This is a genomic window from Acidobacteriota bacterium (assembly GCA_040754075.1).
Classification (GTDB): Bacteria; Acidobacteriota; Blastocatellia; order UBA7656; family UBA7656; genus JBFMDH01.
Genome location: JBFMDH010000010.1, coordinates 35,393 through 52,372, shown reverse-complemented (window position 1 = coordinate 52,372; position 16,980 = coordinate 35,393). Strand labels below are relative to the sequence as shown.

Annotated in this window: 13 protein-coding genes; 3 read left to right on the top strand and 10 right to left on the bottom strand. The window is 49.5% G+C overall.

All coding sequences use genetic code 11. The features are described from left to right. Positions 1 to 2: 2 nt before the first annotated feature. The 8 genes from AB1757_12825 to AB1757_12790 all read right to left on the bottom strand — a co-directional run bounded on the left by AB1757_12825 (position 3) and on the right by AB1757_12790 (position 10,059). Positions 3 to 1,724, bottom strand: coding sequence for a serine/threonine-protein kinase (locus tag AB1757_12825; protein ID MEW6127915.1), 1,722 nt, complete (start codon positions 1,722 to 1,724; stop codon positions 3 to 5). Then, positions 1,721 to 2,635, bottom strand: a complete 915-nt coding sequence (locus AB1757_12820) for a Stp1/IreP family PP2C-type Ser/Thr phosphatase (GenBank protein MEW6127914.1) — start codon at positions 2,633 to 2,635, stop codon at positions 1,721 to 1,723. The genes AB1757_12825 and AB1757_12820 overlap by 4 nt, the downstream gene beginning before the upstream one ends. 11 nt (positions 2,636 to 2,646) lie before the next feature. Continuing rightward, positions 2,647 to 3,915 (bottom strand): serine/threonine-protein kinase, encoded by a 1,269-nt coding sequence (locus tag AB1757_12815; protein ID MEW6127913.1) that lies wholly within the window; start codon positions 3,913 to 3,915, stop codon positions 2,647 to 2,649. A gap of 79 nt (positions 3,916 to 3,994) precedes the next feature. Further along, on the bottom strand, positions 3,995 to 5,758 hold the full coding sequence (locus AB1757_12810; protein MEW6127912.1) for a trypsin-like peptidase domain-containing protein: 1,764 nt from the start codon (positions 5,756 to 5,758) through the stop codon (positions 3,995 to 3,997). A gap of 297 nt (positions 5,759 to 6,055) precedes the next feature. Beyond that, on the bottom strand, positions 6,056 to 6,232 hold the full coding sequence (locus AB1757_12805) for a hypothetical protein (GenBank protein ID MEW6127911.1): 177 nt from the start codon (positions 6,230 to 6,232) through the stop codon (positions 6,056 to 6,058). Positions 6,233 to 6,560: 328 nt separating this feature from the next. Continuing rightward, positions 6,561 to 7,706 (bottom strand): hypothetical protein, encoded by a 1,146-nt coding sequence (locus AB1757_12800; protein MEW6127910.1) that lies wholly within the window; start codon positions 7,704 to 7,706, stop codon positions 6,561 to 6,563. Positions 7,707 to 7,989: 283 nt separating this feature from the next. Continuing rightward, positions 7,990 to 9,510, bottom strand: coding sequence for a M48 family metallopeptidase (locus AB1757_12795; protein MEW6127909.1), 1,521 nt, complete (start codon positions 9,508 to 9,510; stop codon positions 7,990 to 7,992). Positions 9,511 to 9,654: 144 nt separating this feature from the next. Further along, on the bottom strand, positions 9,655 to 10,059 hold the full coding sequence (locus AB1757_12790; GenBank protein MEW6127908.1) for a DUF4190 domain-containing protein: 405 nt from the start codon (positions 10,057 to 10,059) through the stop codon (positions 9,655 to 9,657). Between the two features lie 205 nt (positions 10,060 to 10,264). Between AB1757_12790 and AB1757_12785 the strand changes: the two genes are divergently transcribed. The 3 genes from AB1757_12785 (at position 10,265) to AB1757_12775 (ending at position 14,255) form a co-directional block, all read left to right on the top strand. Then, positions 10,265 to 10,834: a sigma-70 family RNA polymerase sigma factor gene (locus AB1757_12785; protein MEW6127907.1), complete on the top strand. Its 570-nt coding sequence runs from the start codon at positions 10,265 to 10,267 to the stop codon at positions 10,832 to 10,834. After that, positions 10,827 to 13,493, top strand: coding sequence for a protein kinase (locus tag AB1757_12780; protein MEW6127906.1), 2,667 nt, complete (start codon positions 10,827 to 10,829; stop codon positions 13,491 to 13,493). The genes AB1757_12785 and AB1757_12780 overlap by 8 nt, the downstream gene beginning before the upstream one ends. 261 nt (positions 13,494 to 13,754) lie before the next feature. Further along, positions 13,755 to 14,255 carry a nuclear transport factor 2 family protein gene (locus AB1757_12775; GenBank protein ID MEW6127905.1) on the top strand — a complete coding sequence of 167 codons (501 nt, stop codon included), beginning with the start codon at positions 13,755 to 13,757 and terminating at the stop codon, positions 14,253 to 14,255. 26 nt (positions 14,256 to 14,281) lie between these two features. Here AB1757_12775 and AB1757_12770 read toward each other — a convergent pair whose 3' ends face one another. Then, entirely contained in the window at positions 14,282 to 14,962 is a 681-nt protein-coding gene (locus AB1757_12770; protein ID MEW6127904.1) for a response regulator transcription factor, read from the bottom strand. Positions 14,963 to 15,176: 214 nt separating this feature from the next. After that, complete coding sequence (locus tag AB1757_12765) at positions 15,177 to 16,931, bottom strand: HAMP domain-containing sensor histidine kinase (protein MEW6127903.1); 1,755 nt, start codon at positions 16,929 to 16,931, stop codon at positions 15,177 to 15,179. Positions 16,932 to 16,980: the final 49 nt, after the last annotated feature.

Below are 16,980 nucleotides of genomic sequence, written 5' to 3'. Positions count from 1 at the left end.
AATTAATCATCATTGTCTTTTTTCTTCTTGAAGGGGTTCAATTTTTTAAAGGTTCCCCAAACGCCACCATCCTTTTTCTTATCTTTCTTCGCTTTTTTGTCTTCATCCTTTTTATCGTTCTTATCGTCATTATCATCATTGGAATCTTTTTTCGTCGCCGTCTTATTCGGCTCCTGTTTAGTTTCAGGTTGCGGTTTTACGGTTCGTTCGCGACGTTTGGTTGCGGGCTTTGAGGTCTCGCTTTTGCCTGCGGGCGCTTCATCGACAATGGCGATGGGTTTCTCCGTTTGCTCCTCTTTCGGCGCTTCAACCGAACCGTTGCCAGCTTCCGAAATCGTTGGTGTGACCGCTGATTTTTCTTCTCTGCTCCTTCCTGCTGATGACGAATTGGCATTGCCCTTTTGCCTAACCGTTTCAGAGTCACTCTGTAATAGTAGCGGTGGAATGAACCAAAAACTGATGATCAGCAAAAGTGTGAAAAGCCCTGCGCCAACGAAATATTTTTTGTTGATTTGTTGATTGAATGGCTGCCATTTTTTAATCAATCCCGAAAACCGAAAAGACCGCTTCTGATTTGTTTCAACGCCAACTGCTAAAGGGACATTCAAAGGTGTATTCAATTGTGGTGATACAGGCGATTGCCAGTACATCGGGTGATTGGTTTTTCCGGTAATCCCCTGTGAGCCGTTGTCGCTGGCAACTCTGGTCTCTTTTAACCGGTTTGCTTCATCCGCCAATCGCGTCTCTCGTACGCCTTCGCTGGCATCAGGCAAGCGCGTCTCTTTGATAACCGGCGCAGGCGGTTTGGAACCATCAACCAGGGTAGTGATTTTTTCCTTAGGGTTCTTAGCTTTTTGAATGCCCGCAACCTTGCTGCTTGAACGCTTCCCTTCTTCGACATTCGCGGAGGCGCTCTTTACACCGGCAAGCAAAGTCAAACGAAATTCATCGGCGGTTTGAAATCGCGCTTCCGGTCTTTTTGCCAACGCCCGCATAATCGCCTGCTCCAGTGCCAGGGGAATCTGTTTGGCAAAGGTGCGCGGTGGAATCGGCGCATCGTCAATCTGTTTGCGCATCAACTCGTATTCGCTGTTGCTTTGAAAAGGCACGCGCCCGGTGAGCATTTCATAAAGCAGAATGCCCAGACTGTAAATATCCGAACGAATATCGGTCTCTTCACCGCGCACCTGTTCGGGCGACATATACTCTATTGTGCCGATGAGATTGCCTGACCGTGTGAAGCGTGAACTGCCCATCGCCCGGGCAATCCCGAAATCCATCACTTTGACCAATCCCGCGTGCGTCAACATGAGGTTTGCGGGTTTCACATCGCGATGAATGATGCCGAGTCGATGAGCGTGCGCCATGCCTTCAAGCGCCATCGCAAACAACTCAATGGCACGGGCAACCGGAATCGCGCCGGTTTGCCGTATGAGTTGTTCAAAGGTGTAGCCTTGAACATATTCCATCACCATAAACAGGTCATCGCCCTGGCGCGTGAAACTATAAAGCGTCGCAATGTTGGGGTGGTTCAATTTCGCAAGGGTGATGGCTTCGGCGCGAAACCGTTCAACCAATGCCGACCGTCTGCTTAATTCCGAACGCAAAACTTTAATCGCCACGGGACGTTCCAGCATCAGGTCAATGCCTTTATAAACTTCGCCCATTCCGCCTTCACCGATTTTTTCAGTGATTTTGTAATTGCCTACGATATAGCCGATCATTGCAATACCTCCGTTTCCCGCGTCGGTTTCACTTCCCTGCTCTCACCATTTTCACGCGCCATTAAACTGACCACGCCCACAGTGATGTTGTCGTAACCGCCTCGCGATTTCGCTAAATCGATCAATACCTCACAGGCGCTATAAGGCGAATTTTCAATAATCGCGGTTTTCATTTCCCCATCTTCCACGAGGTCGTAAAGCCCATCCGAACAGAGCAAAAATTTATCGCCGACACGCACTGGCAAAGGGTGTGTCCAGGTGGCGACTTCTACGATAGGATGACTGCCGAGCGCCCTTAAAATCACATTCTTTTCAGGATGCTGACGTGCCTGCGAAACGCTTAACACCCCGCGTCTGACCATCTGCATGACTGCCGAATGGTCTTCGGTCATCAGATAAATTTCTCCGTCGCGAATCAGATACAGACGACTATCCCCGATGTGCGCCGAGATTGCCGAACCATTTTGCAAAACCAAAGCCGTGCAGGTGGTTCCCATACCCAAAAGATTCGGGTCTCTGGCGGCTTCCAGATAAATCGCGCTGTTGGCTTCAAGAATCGCGTTTTCCAGCGCCGATTGCGCATCGGCATTTTTTTCATAATAGAACCGGCTGACGACCTCAATCGCCAAACGACTCGCGACTTCACCGCCGCTATGTCCGCCCATGCCATCCGCCACCAGAAAGAGCATCCCTTTTTTCGCAAGCATCTCCGGGTCATTCGGTTTGATGTACCGACCATTATCTTCATTGATGGCGCGATGGCACCCAACATCCGAAAGAAAACTCGCGACAACATCATAGGAAACTTGCGGCGCGTTTTCGGGCGACTCGGATGGAAAATCCTGATGATGAGCGGTGGAAATTTTTTTCATACCAAATCGTGATTGAATGCCTTTCCAAAAGCTGAACATAGCGTGACCTCTTATTCTTTCTTTAAGGTGATGACGTATTCCGGTTTTTCAGTGACCGCAAACTCGACCTTCTCATTTAAAAATCCTTCGCTCTTTAGCAAGAGATTCACCGGCTCTCCCAATCGCGCCTTAATTTCATAAGGGGTTTTGCCGACCAACTGCCCGTTGCTGTAAACCTCTGCCTGACCGTTCGCAGCAATAATTTTTACGGTTCTCAGCGTTGCATCTTTGGTCGATGGCGGTTGCGATGGATTTTGACGCGACGGCTCGGCAACTTTCGGTGAATGATCTTCAGGCCAGAAGGCGATACCCAGTCCCAATAAAACGACAACCAGTAAGGATGCGACGGCAACCCAGCCGAACTTGCGCTGCCCGAATTGTTCCAGCACAACGCCGATAGAAAACGGCTCAACAGCGATTTTCTCTCCGCTGTTTGGTTTTTCCTGCAAATCCTCAGTCACCGAGAGGCGTTTGACATCTTCAAACAATTCCTGTGTCGTTTGATAGCGCGCCGCAGGATTTTTTTTCAAACAGCGGGCAATCACCTGCTCGACGGCTTTCGGGAGTTCCGGGTTGATAACCGTCGGCGGCACATACTCGCTCTTCAAAATGCTTTCACATAAGCGACCAAGGGTGGTGGCATCAAACGTCACTTTCCCGGAAACCATTTCATAAAAGACGCTGCCCAGCGCCCAAATATCGGAACGCTCATCGGCAACCTCGCCTTTGACCTGTTCCGGCGACAGGTATTGCAAGGTGCCGATGACCGAACCGGTGGCGGTCAGTTGCGGCGAAGTTTCGCCTTTGGCAATGCCGAAATCGAGAATTTTTACTTCGCCTTTGGCATTGATCTTGATGTTGTTGGATTTGATGTCGCGATGCACGATGCCATTATCGTGAATGTAATGGATGGCTTCGACCACGCTTTTAAAAATTCGCAGCGCATCTGCCAGAGGTAACGCGCCCGACAAGCGAATCTTTTCATCAAGCGTTTGCCCGTCGATGTATTCCATCACGATGCAGCATCTGCCGTCGGCTTCAATGAAATCGAAAAGCGTCGCGATGTTCGGGTGATGCAGACGCGCTTGCAGTTGGGCTTCGTTGCGGAAACGTTGAACGAGTTGTTGATTATTGTGGGTTTGCGTCAGCATTTTTACGGCAACCACTCTTCCGAGTCTGGTATGAACGCCGCGATAGACTTCGCCCATCCCACCGGCACCGATAAAATCAATCAATCTGTAATCCCCGATTGTCGAATTTAAATTTGCTCTGTTTCTCATCGCCGTTCTCCAACTCATCATTAAAACTAAAATTGACCAGGTGGTTGATGACTGCCGCCAATCAACCACCTGCCACCGTTCAGTTAATCGCCTTTCTCGTCGGGTCCATAATTTCCAGACCGAAACGAATCGGCACCGCTGCGGAGGCTTGGAAATCCGAAACCACGCCGTAGGTGTAGATGGCAATGACCCGCCCTTTTTCGTCAAACACCGGACCGCCGCTGTTGCCGCCACCTGTAGTATTGATGGTCAATTGATAAGCATCGCCCATCAGGCTGAAGAAAGAATCTTTGCCGGGTCCGCCGGGTTGGTCGCGCATAACTCGCGAAATGAAACCGGCGCTCAAGGTTGCATTGGGAACCACGCCTTGCTGTTTGCGATTGAAATTGTCGCCCCAGTTCTTTGCGCCAATGAAGCCAATCATATCGGGTGAGCCGCCGGGATAACCTAAAACGATGGTCTGGTCGCCGGTTTTCACCGACTCATAATTGTCGTGCAGTTCAACGGTCGGCACCGGCGCGGGGGCGCTGATTTTCACCAATGCTGCATCGTGATGCTCGGAGGTCGGGCCTAAGGTTGCCGGGAATCGCTGCGCCGATTTTGAAAAAGTCACATAGAGCGAATCGTTGCGACCTTCGACGGCAGGTTTGCCGAGTTGCCCCGCGCCGAATTGTTGGGTGTCGGCGGGAATCCAGCGGAACGGTTGCGCCACGAGCGCCGGTTCGCCATTCTGTTGCATCGCCGGTCTGCCGTCGCGACCGAGAATGACTCCCGGAAATGCCCATTTCTCCCAGCCTTGATAACGGGTCTTCCAGGCAGCCGCCACATGTTTATTGGTCATAATGAAGCCATCGCTTGAAACGCAGAAACCGCTTCCGGTGTGCGGTCCGCCGACGGGCAACAACGCATCTTTATCGTTGTATTCGACAAGCAGCGGTTCATAAGCATTTTCGACAATCGTATAAGCCATCACCCAGCGGCGTCCGTCCGGGACGATTTGCCGCAGTTGGCCATTCTGGTCTTTGTAGAAATTCGGCACGAATTTGAAATGCAGCGGTTGACCGTTGCGATTGTTGAGCAGTTGCCAGGTGACTTCGAGATACACCACCGCATCGGTGTGGGCTTCGGCAATTTCACCCGGCGTCATTGGCGAAGTTCTTTCTTTGAGTTTGGCGATTTCGCTGCCGGTGGTAGCGCCCTGTGAAGCGAGATTTTGCTGGAATTGATTGGCATCCACTCTGCCTTTGTAAAACAACACGCCGGCAACCAGAGCGACAATCAAGCACAACGCCGCGCCGCCGGCGATCATCCAGGTGCGATTTTGTTTACTGGCTTGCGAGACCAGGCGTTCGACTGTGGCTTTGCCGACGCGCGTGCTGTTACCCACACCGGTTGCTGCCGCAGCCGCTTGCGCCGCGGGGATTGCGCCTTCGCGAGTTGGCGGCATGGGGATGGCGGTCGGAGCGAGGTTTTCATCGCCGACGCGGGTGGCGCGGATGAAGTTTTCCGGTTTCGGTTCGATGTCGAACTCGAATTCGGGACCGCCCGCGCCAAATTGCACGAGGTCGCCCGGAGCAATCTTTGCCGTCCCGACAATGCGTTGTTTGTTGATGAAGGTGCCATTGCGGCTGCCTAAATCGGTAATCACAAATTGCGAAGCGTCCGATGCATCGCGGGAAATTTTGGCGTGTTGACGACCGACCAGATCGTCTCTGTCGGGGTCGTATTTAACGGTTGACGCGGGGTCGCGTCCGATGACCAGTTCATTGAATAGGTTAAGAGGAAATTCCTCTACTTGATTGACCTTTGATCCGTTTAAATGTCTGAGTACGATTCTTTCCATTTTAGTGACCTCCATTAAGTTGGTTTAAATTTTTTGTGCCCGTTGTGGGCAATTTCGATAAAAGCCGGAAGAGAGGTCACTACGGTTGAATTCATCGCCTCTCTTGCTGCTCACTGAGTAACGCGATAACGATTTGCAATTTGGCTCAGAAATATTTGAGGTTTTTTAAAATTTTTTGACGCTTGCAGACCTATCGGCGCAAGGTTTCCGTTGGCGCTCACAGCGCGACCACGCAAGCCCGACCGGCATGAACGTCGTAGACGCGATTCAACATCGGCGTTTATCGTCAATTACCGCCTATGCCTTATTCTTTTCATTGCGATACCTGACCAGACAACCGATGCCAGCGATAAACACGCCAAACGCCGCCGGATTCACCGGTTTTCCCTGCGGGCCAAACAGCATGAAAGCCACCAGGAAAAGTCCTACAACTAAACAAAAAATTCCTATGATTAAATAGATTTGTTTATTCATTTTTTTCTCCATTCTTGATTGATTTAATTTCGAGCGAATTGCTTGCTCACCTGATAACGCGAGAAGCTTTTTCGGATTGGCTCAAATTTTTTCAGAAATTTTTGAGCCGATTTTTATTGACTCATCATATTGGGAATTGAAGGCGGGTTGAGCATTGAAGGGATTGCAGAAACGTAACCGTTCATTCGATAAAAATAGATAAAATTGCCCGAAAAATCATCGATTTTTAAAATAGCGCGAGTTATTCACCACCCGATTGAATGGCGAAATTAAAAGGGCTGGCACAGTTGATTGCGCCAACCCTTAACTTCGCTCGTCGGCGATTTCATTATTCGGAATCATATGAAGAGTAATCATATGAGGATGAATAATCGGTCGTCGATGAATAATCCGAAGCATAGGACGCATCGGTCGAATAATCATATCCGCCATACGACGCATCCGGGACATCCGAGTATTGGTCATAAGCGCCGTTGTGTTCGCCTAAATCGCCATAATAATCGGCAGTGTCTTGATGTTCACCGGCTTCGGCTTGATACATTGCAGCGTTATCGAAATCGCCCTGCGCTGCATAAGCTTCGGCATCCTGTTGATAGCCGTCAGCGATGTCCTGCTGCCAGGTTGCCATATCCATGTTGGCATATTCCTGTTGCGCTTCTGCCGCGTGGTCTGCGCCACCGCCTTCAATATCGCCCCACTGCGTATAGGTCGCTGCATCACGCGAAGCATCACGCGCCGCTTCATAATCGCCAGCTTGCGCATAAGCAGATTGTTGTTCTTCCAGATCAGCCGCTTTGTCCTGATAATAATCTGCCATCGTCAGGTCGCTTGCGTCGCTGCCGTGAAGCATTGAACTATCGCCCGCTTCCCACGCGGCATTTTCGGCATCTTCGCGATACTGCGAAGCCGCTTCATAATCGCCCGCTTCAATGGCTTCGTCGGCTTTCGCCTGGGCTTCCGTTGCCAAATCGAAATTCGCCTGAGCCTCCGTATCAACTTCGGATTCGGCGCTTTCGGCGCTTTCTTCTGAAGTCGTATCCACAGAATCGAAGCTGCTGAAACTGCTGCCGGAATCAACCGAAGAATAAGCCATCGGGTCGCTTGCAAATCCCGAATCCAGACTGGTGGCATCGAAATCGGTTGTGGTCGTGAAATCGGCGCTGGCATCAAAAGCCAAATCGTTACCAGCAAGTTCATCTGTGGAAACTTCTTCGCTAATCAATTCACTGGTGACATAAGCATCAGGGGCGCTGATTACTTCAGCGTCGGTAATATCCTGATTATCTTGTGCCACATCCGTTGAATCCGAATCGTCAACGTGGTCAAACACGGCTTCAATCACTTCTTCAATCAACGTTTCGCCATCCCCGTCTTTATCGGAAAGCAGGGCGTCATCGGTAGCGATAATTTCAACCACAGTAGTTTCGCCGTTGGCATCTTCGGCAATGATAATTACTTCGTTGTTATTGGTCATTTTTTATATCCTCTCTTTTATCCAATCTTGATTTAAGCGTCTTCCGCCTTCACCAAGTAACGCGAGAAGGGTTTTCAAATTGGCTCAAATTATTTTTTATTTTTTTGGCGAGTCGTCCAACCGACAAGTAAAAAGTTAAAAGTAATAACCAAGGTGTGGTTTTTGCCTGGTGAATTTCAGCTATTGGGCTTTCAAAAATGCCCATAAAAAATGTTTGATAAATCAAGTAAGGGAGACAAGCCTGCGCTCATCTCCCTTTTTCGCCGGTTACGCTTATTTATTTTCAGTCTCCGTCGTCCATCTCATTTTCGCGTTTCAATTCCTCATTATTCGCCGGTTTTCCCTCAGCGGGTTTCTTTTTCAAGGTGTTGATTTTGCCGCACGCGGAATTCGGACATTTCACATTGAGCACGTCTTTTTCCGCCAACAGTTTTCGCGGAATGCGCATGGCGGTCTGGCAATGCGCGCAGTTGAGTTTAACGGTTTCTACTGAATTGACCTGCGGCTCGGCAACCGGTTTGGGTTGGTTTGCCACTTTGGGCTGGTTTGCCACCGGCGGCAAAACTCTCGGCGCAGGCGCTTTCGGCAATACATTCAAAATCATTGCGCGTTTGTAATTCATCTGCGGATCATTGGCAAACTCGCGCATCAGTTTCAAACGCCGCGTAATATAAGGCGTCGAAGATGACAGCATTTCAGAAAGTTTTGTCATTTCATCGTCGCAGTCTTCCTGTTGCTCCATCCACGCTTCGATATTGATCTGGCGATAGAGCATCGAAGATTTCAATGCCCACGACAGCAACACGCGACGCGCTACCTCTTCGCTGCCAACGGCAAGTAAACCTGCGCGGTCGGCAGTAATTTCCGCCTGTCTTGCCCACGCGAGCAGCGGGATTTCCAGCGCGCTTTCGACCCATTGAGTCGGGTTCATGGCTTTCGATACCATTGAAAAAACCCCGCCTGCCATGAGTCCGCGTCTTGGTCCCTGTTCGCCAACTAGAAAAGTGCCGACGGTTTTCCAAAGCGCGTGACCGGCGCGGCAATGCCCCATTTCACGGGCTAAAATGAACAACAAATCATCGCCCCGGAAATTGGTGATAATCGCGGTTCCCAAAACTACAAAAGCATTGTCATCGCTGCCGAAAGTCAGCGCGTCCCACATCCGGTCGCCCGACACATAAACTTCCGGCATATACCGCATCCCCAGAATGCGCGCCGCTTTGACCGCCTGAAAGTAGACTTCCGGCAATTGCTTTTCGCCCAATCGAATGGCGTTCAAGGTGGTTTCAACCCAGCGTCGCCCGATTTTATCGGAAATCGATTTTGCCACGCTTTGCAGCGGGCCGATGGAACGCAGTTTCGACATCGCCGCGCCGTCCTGTGCCCATTGAAAGGCTTCACAATCCAACCGGTAATTTGCGGCTAACGGGCGCAGCCAACGGCACTCGGAACAGACAAGAATTTTTTCATGCAATCGCGAACCATCGCCGCCACAGGTCGCGCAAAATTTAAGGGCTGGCATTTGTCCGTTGTAGGGTTGCATCTGATTGCCGAATTGATTGGGTATAAATTGCTGATTGGGCGCGAAACCATTCATCTGCCGGTTGCCATTAAAGGGCTGCATCTGCCCGAAATGTTGCGGCTGATTCATATTCAAATTTTGTTGCACGGGGTTTGCCGGTCGCTCAGGAATCAATGGCGTGCCGCATTTGTCGCAAAAACGACTCCCTGGCATTGACGGCAATCCGTGTCCTTTCGGACAAATCAAGTTGGCTTGGTTGGTGGCGATGGCGTTCATTTTCATAATCTCCGATTTTTAATAATGAGCCGTTTTCCCGGCTCACTCAGTAACGCGAGAACTCAAAAAAAATCGGCTCAAAAATTTTTCATCTTGAGCCGAATAAAATTTTAATATTCGCGATTGGCAGCACTGCTGCATTGATTTTCCTTAATAACCGCCATAAGAAGCAAAAAGCGAGAGCAGGTAAAAGCCGCCGCATAAAAGCGAAAGTCCTGTGCCGACCATGCCGACATAAAAGCCGGTTTGCGCAAAGCCTTTTCCGGCAAGCGGCGCGCGCCCTTCGTCAATGGCATTTATTTCCATTTTGCCGAGAATCATTCCGGGAATGCTGGCAAACAACCCACAGAGAAAAACGCCGACGATACTTAAAATCATCGCCGTGATAGCGCGTCCGCTGGCGCTTTGTCTGGGTTGATTAAATTGGTGATTGAACTGTTGTTGTCCGTTAAAATTCTGTTGATTGAATTGTTGATTCGCCAGTAATGGCTGCGCGCAGGCTCGACAAAATTGCGCGCCCATCTGATTATCTATACCGCACTGATTGCAATTCATTTCCGATTTCCTCCTACCTTTTATTCTGGTCTTCAATAGTCGTTTTAAATTGAGCATTAATTGTTGCTCACCGGGTAACGCGAGAACGGGTTTGCGATTGGCTCATTTTCCATAATCTTTTTTCCTAAAATTGACAGGTACTTTTTGAGCAGATATTCTCGGCAGCATAGATTGAATCAATTCGCGCAATCGGAGGTGTATCCATATGTCTTCCTCACCCAAAGACGTCACCCAATTGCTGGTTGATTGGCAAGGCGGTGAACCGCAGGCGCTTGAAGAGTTATTGCCGCTGGTCTATCAGGAACTCCATCGCTTAGCCGACCATTATTTGCGCCGCGAGCGCGTCGGCCATACTTTGCAGGCGACCGCCTTAATCAACGAAGCCTATTTGCGAATCATTGATCAAAAAGCGGTCAACTGGCAGAATCGCGCCCATTTCATCGGCGTTGCAGCACAAATGATGCGCCGCATACTCGTAGACCATGCGCGCAGTCATCTCTACGCCAAACGCGGCGGCGGAGCGCAGAAACTGACGATTGATGCCGCTATCGAACTTCCTCAACAGGAACGTGATTTGGATTTGGTGGCGCTCGATGACGCCTTGCAGAGACTCGAACAGATTGACCCAAAACAGAGCAAAATCATCGAACTCCGCTTTTTCGGCGGACTCACCATCGAAGAAACCGCCGAAGTTTTAAAAATTTCTCCGGCGACTATTAAACGCGAATGGAATTGGGCAAAAGCCTGGCTTTATCGTGAACTGAAAAATGAGTGAAGAAAACCTACAGCAGACGCTTGATTACAGTTCAAAGCGTTATCATCAGGTCAAAGAAATCTTTCAGGTGGCGCTCGATAAACTGCCCGCTGAGCGCGAAGCCTATCTCAATGAAGCCTGCGCCGATGACCCGCTGTTAAAACAAGAGGTCGAAGAATTACTGGCAATGAACGAGGAAGCCGATGACTTCATCGAAGCCCCTGCCTTTCGCCCTCCTGATGATTTCATCACCAAAAAAGACGAAGCGGTTTTTGAAGGTCGTCGGCTGGGCAATTATCAAATCATCCGCGAAATCGGACACGGCGGCATGGGCGCGGTTTACCTCGCCACCCGTGCCGATGACCAGTACAAAAAACGTGTCGCCATCAAACTCATACGCGGCGGCGCTGATAATGAATTTATTCGTCGCCGCTTTTTGAGCGAACGCCAGATTCTCGCAAGTTTAGACCACCCCAACATTGCCAAGCTCCTTGATGGCGGCACCACCGAAGAAGGTATTCCCTATCTGGTGATGGATTACATCGAAGGCTTGCCGATTGATGATTATTGCGACCGCAATAAACTGACGACCGCCGAGCGTGTGCGTCTGTTTCGCACAGTCTGTTCGGCGGTGCATTACGCGCACCAGAATCTGGTCATTCATCGCGACCTCAAACCCGGTAACATCCTGGTCAGCCAGGATGGCACGCCACATCTACTCGATTTCGGCATCGCCAAATTACTCAATCCCGCGTTATCGAATTTGACGCTGGATTTAACCGCAGGTCCAATGGGACCGATGACGCCCGAATATGCCAGCCCTGAACAGGTGCGCGGCGAACCCCTGACTACCTCAAGCGATATTTATTCACTGGGCGTCGTGCTTTATGAGCTGCTCACCGGTCATCGCCCTTATCAATTTCAAAGTCGCGTCCCGCACGTCATCGCTCAGGTGATTTGCGAACAGGAGCCGGAAAAACCGAGCACCGTCATCAATCGCATAGAGACCAATCCTTATGCGATTGATACGGAATTGAGCCTCACGCCGGAAAGCGTCAGCCGCACGCGCGAAGGTCAGCCCGATAAATTGCGTCGCCGATTACAAGGCGACCTCGACAACATTGTGTTGATGGCGATGCGCAAGGAACCGCAGAGGCGTTATGCTTCGGTTGAACAGCTTTCCGAAGATTTGCGCCGCCACCTTGAAGGGTTGCCGGTCATTGCGCGCAAACCAACCTTTTCCTATCGCGCTTTGAAATTCGTCAATCGCAATAAAGTCGGGGTCGCGGCAGCCGCTCTGGTCATCCTCGCCATCATCGCCGGCGTGGTTGCGACCTTGTGGCAGGCGCGCATTGCCCGATTGCAGAAAATCCGAGCCGAGCAGCGATTCAATGATGTCCGGCAACTGGCAAACTCCTTCATGTTTGAAATTCATGACCAGATTGAAAATCTGCCCGGCTCAACGCCTGCGCGAAAACTGCTGGTCAGCAAAGCTTTGAATTATTTGGATAGTCTCGCGGGTGAATCGCATGACGACGCGACGCTGCAACGCGAATTAGCGACGGCTTATCAAAAGGTCGGCGATATTCAGGGCAATCCGTATAATGCCAATCTCGGCGACCCGGATGGCGCGTTAGACAGTTATCGCAAATCCTTGATGATTAGAGAGCGCTTGTTTGCGCTGGCGGCGGACGACCAGGCAATCGGCATTGAACTGGCGACCAGTTATCATCGGGTTGGCGATATTTACCAGATGAATCACCAATTGACTGAGGCAAAGGAGCAGTATCAAAAAGCCTTCGAGATAGCTGAAACCCTCAATAAAAAAGCGCCTGACAAACCGGAAATCCTTCAACTCATCTCATCCAGCCTTGAACAAATCGGTGAAGCGACAGCGCGCGGCGGCAATATGGAAGAGGGTTTGGCGAGTATGAAAAAGGCGCTCGTCATTAGCGAATCACTCTACGCCAAAGACCCGGATAATTGGCAGATGCGCCGCCGTCTGGCAATCACTCACCGGTTGATGAGCACCTGGCTTTTCGATAGCGGCGATAAAACCGGCGCATTGCAAAGCTCATTGAAAGCCATCGAACTGCTCGAAAGCGTTGCCAGAGATTCCCCGAATAATGCGCGCGCGCAACGCGAACTGGGCGTAGCCTATAATGGCATTGGCGATACCTACTGGTATTCGGGCGACATCACCAAAGCCCTTGAGGCTTATCAGAAAGCCCTGAAATTGCGCGAACAACTGAGCCAGACTGACCCGGCTAATGTTCAACTCCTAAGAGATTTCGCCAACAGTCTGAGCAATGTCGGTTACACCTTGGCACAAACCGGTAAAGGGGATGAAGGTCTGGCGCTTTATCAACAATCAATGGAAATTGTTGAACAGTTGCTACAAAACAATCCATCGCATGGCAACACGCTCAGAGATGCCGCCGTCGGATATAAATACTTTGCCGATGTTTATAAATATCTGGCTGAACAAAAAACCGTCAATCTGCAACAACGGATTGATTATTACCAGCAGGCGCGGCGGGTGATGCAGCGCAGCCGCGAACTGTTCATTAAAATGAGTGAGCTTGGAGTGCTCAATGAAGTCGATAAAGGCAACATCGACCAACTCGATAAAGATATTCAGGAACTCAGCGCCGCAATCGACAAATTAAAAAGCCGGTAATCGGTTGCTTCTCGGCTGATTTTTTTATTCGATGGGCGTTTTTACAACTTTTCACATCTTTTAACAGCGATTTGATGACTCTTATTAACGAATTTCGTATGCTCCACAGTGCGAGTGGCTCAAAAGGACGTTATAAAAAATCGGCTGGGTTTCGGTTCAATTGAGCCACACAACATTTCCTTCAAATAACCTTTTCGCTTCCACCCAACAATATTTTTCGATTCGCGAGTTGCGGTAATTTTCTAATTGGAGGTCCCAGCGATGAAATCGCTATTTCGATTAGCAATTTGGGGAATGATGCTTCTCCTTGGCGGCGGAATTTTCAGTTTTGCCCAATCCTCATCTCAAGTTTTCGCTACCCAAACCGGGGAGAAAGCTGCTAAACCAAAATGGGACTTAACGAATCCCAATGTCAAAGTCGCCCTGCAAATGTTTGAGGCGTTCAACCAACACGACTGGGCAAAGATGGCAAGCTTTTACATCGAGGACGCCGAATTTCTCGACCCCTCCTACGGCGCTGAATATGTGAAAAAGCGACGTGAAGCGTTAATCGCCAAATATTCGGGTATGGAAAAAATGTCGCCCGATATTCGCGATGAAATCGTTGGGGTTTATGCTGCGGACGATAAAGTCATTGTCGAGTTTATCTCAAGCGGTTCGATTAAAAATGGCGGGAAATGGAGTCTGCCGATTTGTTCGATTTTAACCGTTAAACAGGGAAAGATTATTAAGGACGCGACCTATTATGATAATGGCAAATGAAACGCTGTTCATGGGGTAGCCAAAGGCTACCCCATGAATTTATAACCGACGCGATGAACCGTAATGATGAAGTTGGGATTGCCCGGGTCGTCTTCGATTTTCTGCCTCAGTTTAGCAATGTGTGTATCAACCGTGCGCGTCAGCGGAAAACTTTCATATCCCCAGACCGAATCGAGCAACTGGTCGCGGGTTAATACTTCGCCGCGATGTTCGATGAAATATTTCAGGATGTTAAATTCGCGGTGAGAAAGTTCAAGCGGTGTGTGTGCTTTAGTGGCTTCGCATTTTTTGAAGTCCAGGTGAACATCACCAAACGAATAAATATCAATATTGGATGTCTGTTTGGTTGCGCGTCTGAGGATCGCTTCGACGCGCGCCATCAGTTCCATAAAACTGAAGGGCTTGGTCACATAATCATCGGCACCGAGTTTAAGCCCCAAGACTTTATCAATCTCCTGCCCGCGCGCCGTAAGCAGAATGATCGGCACTTGATTGCCGTCGTTTCTCAGTTGCTTACAAACATCCAGACCGCTCATTTTCGGCAACATCACATCTAAAATCATAATGTCCCAATTTTCTTCCGAAGCGGCGTGCAGTCCTGCCTGACCATCTTTAGCGACCGATACATGATAGCCTTCGTAATCAAATCCATCGCGAAGCGCGACCGCCATTGCCGGGTCGTCTTCTACTACTAGAACCTTGGTCATACTCATCACATCCTTATAATCCAATAAACTCTAAACCGAGTAAGGCGCGGTCAAAGACCGCTTGCTCAACTTGAGATTAACTAAGCGCGGTCAAAGACCGCTTGCTTAACTTTGAGCTTGCCTAACTTTTAGCGTGGTCAAAGACCGCTCGCTTTAAGCTATGCGGTGAGCCACGGCTTGCTCGACCCGCGCATTTTTCCTATCACGACAGCCCTCACTTGCTGGTTGCCAAATCCGCAACGATTCCACTGGTTTTCCCTTCTTTTTTATTCTTCGCACCGGCGCTCATCTCTGCCGGTATGTGAATCGTAAAGGTGCTTCCCTGCCCTGTGCGACTGCTCACGGTCACCAAACCGTTATGCGCCTCGACAATATGTTTAACAATTGAAAGTCCCAAGCCACTGCCTTTGACGTCGTGAACCAAGCCGGTGCTCACGCGATAAAACTTATCGAAAATTTTATCGCGTTCCTCGCGTGGAATACCGATACCGTAATCGGTCACGGAAATCGTGATGTAGTCATCTCTTTCGCTGATCTCGACATCAATCTTCTTCTCTTCGCCGGAATATTTAACCGCGTTATCGAGCAGATTGATGAACGCCTGCGCGATGGCGTCTTGATCGATGATGGCTTTCGGCAAAGGCGTTGCCGGTCTATCAAAATCAACGATGAAACCGTTTTGTTGCAAGCGCACTTCAAAGGCTTTCAAGGTGTCGCTAATGACTTCGACGATATCGCCTTCGACAAATTGATAAGTCTTGCGACCGGATTCGATTTTTGAAAAATCCAGTATGTTATCAATCAAACGTGTCAGTCTGCGGCTTTCGGTTTCGATGTATTCGCCGTACTCGCGAATCTTTTTCTCGTCCTTGACTCTGCCCAGTCGCAAAAATTCACCGAATACGCGAATTGATGAGAGCGGCGTTCTCAGTTCATGTGAGACATTGGAAACAAAATCGGCTTTCATTTGCGACAACCGCATTTCGCGTGACGCGGCTCTAAAGGTCAAGCCGATGGCGGTAATTAACAAAGCGGTCATCAAAATCGAAAGCGACAGGCTGATATAAAATGACCGCTGTGCCACGTTTTTATCAATCGCCTGCCACGAAACCACACCCAGCATCAACCGGCGAAAAACGAATTCAAATCCGGTCATATGGGCTTCGTCCTCTTTGCCCTCATAAGGGCGTGTCGAATAGATCAACTCGCCGTCGTATTCGCGAACTGTAACGATGGTGTTTTTATAGGAATCGGGTAAAACTTTCGGCAGATAAGTGTCAATGGCTTTGGGAACCACCTGATTTAAAAAATAGTCGCGATTTAAAATCATCCCGGCGATGCCGATGATTTTATCCTTTTCGGTAATCGGTTTGAGAATCAGCGGATGATTGCGGTCTCTTTCCAACCCTTGCGGTCGCGAATCAACTGCGACTTCCGAACGGATGTACAGCAGAAATGGCGCGAAGGCGACTTGAATGGCACGCCATTCCGGGGTGTCATCTCTGAACTCCATCGCCTTCTTTTCAGGATTATAAAAGAGCGTCACAGCGAGGCTTTCGCCGCCGGGTTTGGGATTTTTAACTGCAAAAGCGACGAAATATCTTTTAGCGCCTTCAAACTCTCTGGTTTTGAAATGCTCCGCAACGTCCTGCATCAGATTGACCAGTTTGTTTCTGTCGCCATCCGTTTGCACGATGCCGTTGACGCGATTGGGGATTGCATAATTGGGAACTGCCAGTAATTCTTCGGCTTTGTAATAATATTGTTCCGAGATGTCTTCGGTAACCGAGGTTAGATATTTTTTAAATAATTCGTTTTGATAAGCGGGCATCGTTGCCTGAAGTTTTGAAAGCGACTGATATTGCATCCCTAAAAGCGCCATTAAGGGGATGAGCGCCGCAACCAGTCCAATAATGATGATGTGTTGGCGAAAAAACTTCTTCACTTTTTCGATAAAAACCCTATCCACAAATCCTCCCCATTGCGCCTTCGACACTATACAATACCTAAACGCCTGC

Coding starts and splice junctions, on each gene's coding strand:
- AB1757_12825 (MEW6127915.1), bottom strand. CDS start 1,724: ATGATCGGCTATATCGTAGGCAATTACAAAATCACTGAAAAAATCGGT.
- AB1757_12805 (MEW6127911.1), bottom strand. CDS start 6,232: ATGAATAAACAAATCTATTTAATCATAGGAATTTTTTGTTTAGTTGTA.
- AB1757_12795 (MEW6127909.1), bottom strand. CDS start 9,510: ATGAAAATGAACGCCATCGCCACCAACCAAGCCAACTTGATTTGTCCG.
- AB1757_12770 (MEW6127904.1), bottom strand. CDS start 14,962: ATGACCAAGGTTCTAGTAGTAGAAGACGACCCGGCAATGGCGGTCGCG.
- AB1757_12815 (MEW6127913.1), bottom strand. CDS start 3,915: ATGAGAAACAGAGCAAATTTAAATTCGACAATCGGGGATTACAGATTG.
- AB1757_12785 (MEW6127907.1), top strand. CDS start 10,265: ATGTCTTCCTCACCCAAAGACGTCACCCAATTGCTGGTTGATTGGCAA.
- AB1757_12775 (MEW6127905.1), top strand. CDS start 13,755: ATGAAATCGCTATTTCGATTAGCAATTTGGGGAATGATGCTTCTCCTT.
- AB1757_12800 (MEW6127910.1), bottom strand. CDS start 7,706: ATGACCAATAACAACGAAGTAATTATCATTGCCGAAGATGCCAACGGC.
- AB1757_12820 (MEW6127914.1), bottom strand. CDS start 2,635: ATGTTCAGCTTTTGGAAAGGCATTCAATCACGATTTGGTATGAAAAAA.
- AB1757_12780 (MEW6127906.1), top strand. CDS start 10,827: ATGAGTGAAGAAAACCTACAGCAGACGCTTGATTACAGTTCAAAGCGT.
- AB1757_12810 (MEW6127912.1), bottom strand. CDS start 5,758: ATGGAAAGAATCGTACTCAGACATTTAAACGGATCAAAGGTCAATCAA.
- AB1757_12790 (MEW6127908.1), bottom strand. CDS start 10,059: ATGAATTGCAATCAGTGCGGTATAGATAATCAGATGGGCGCGCAATTT.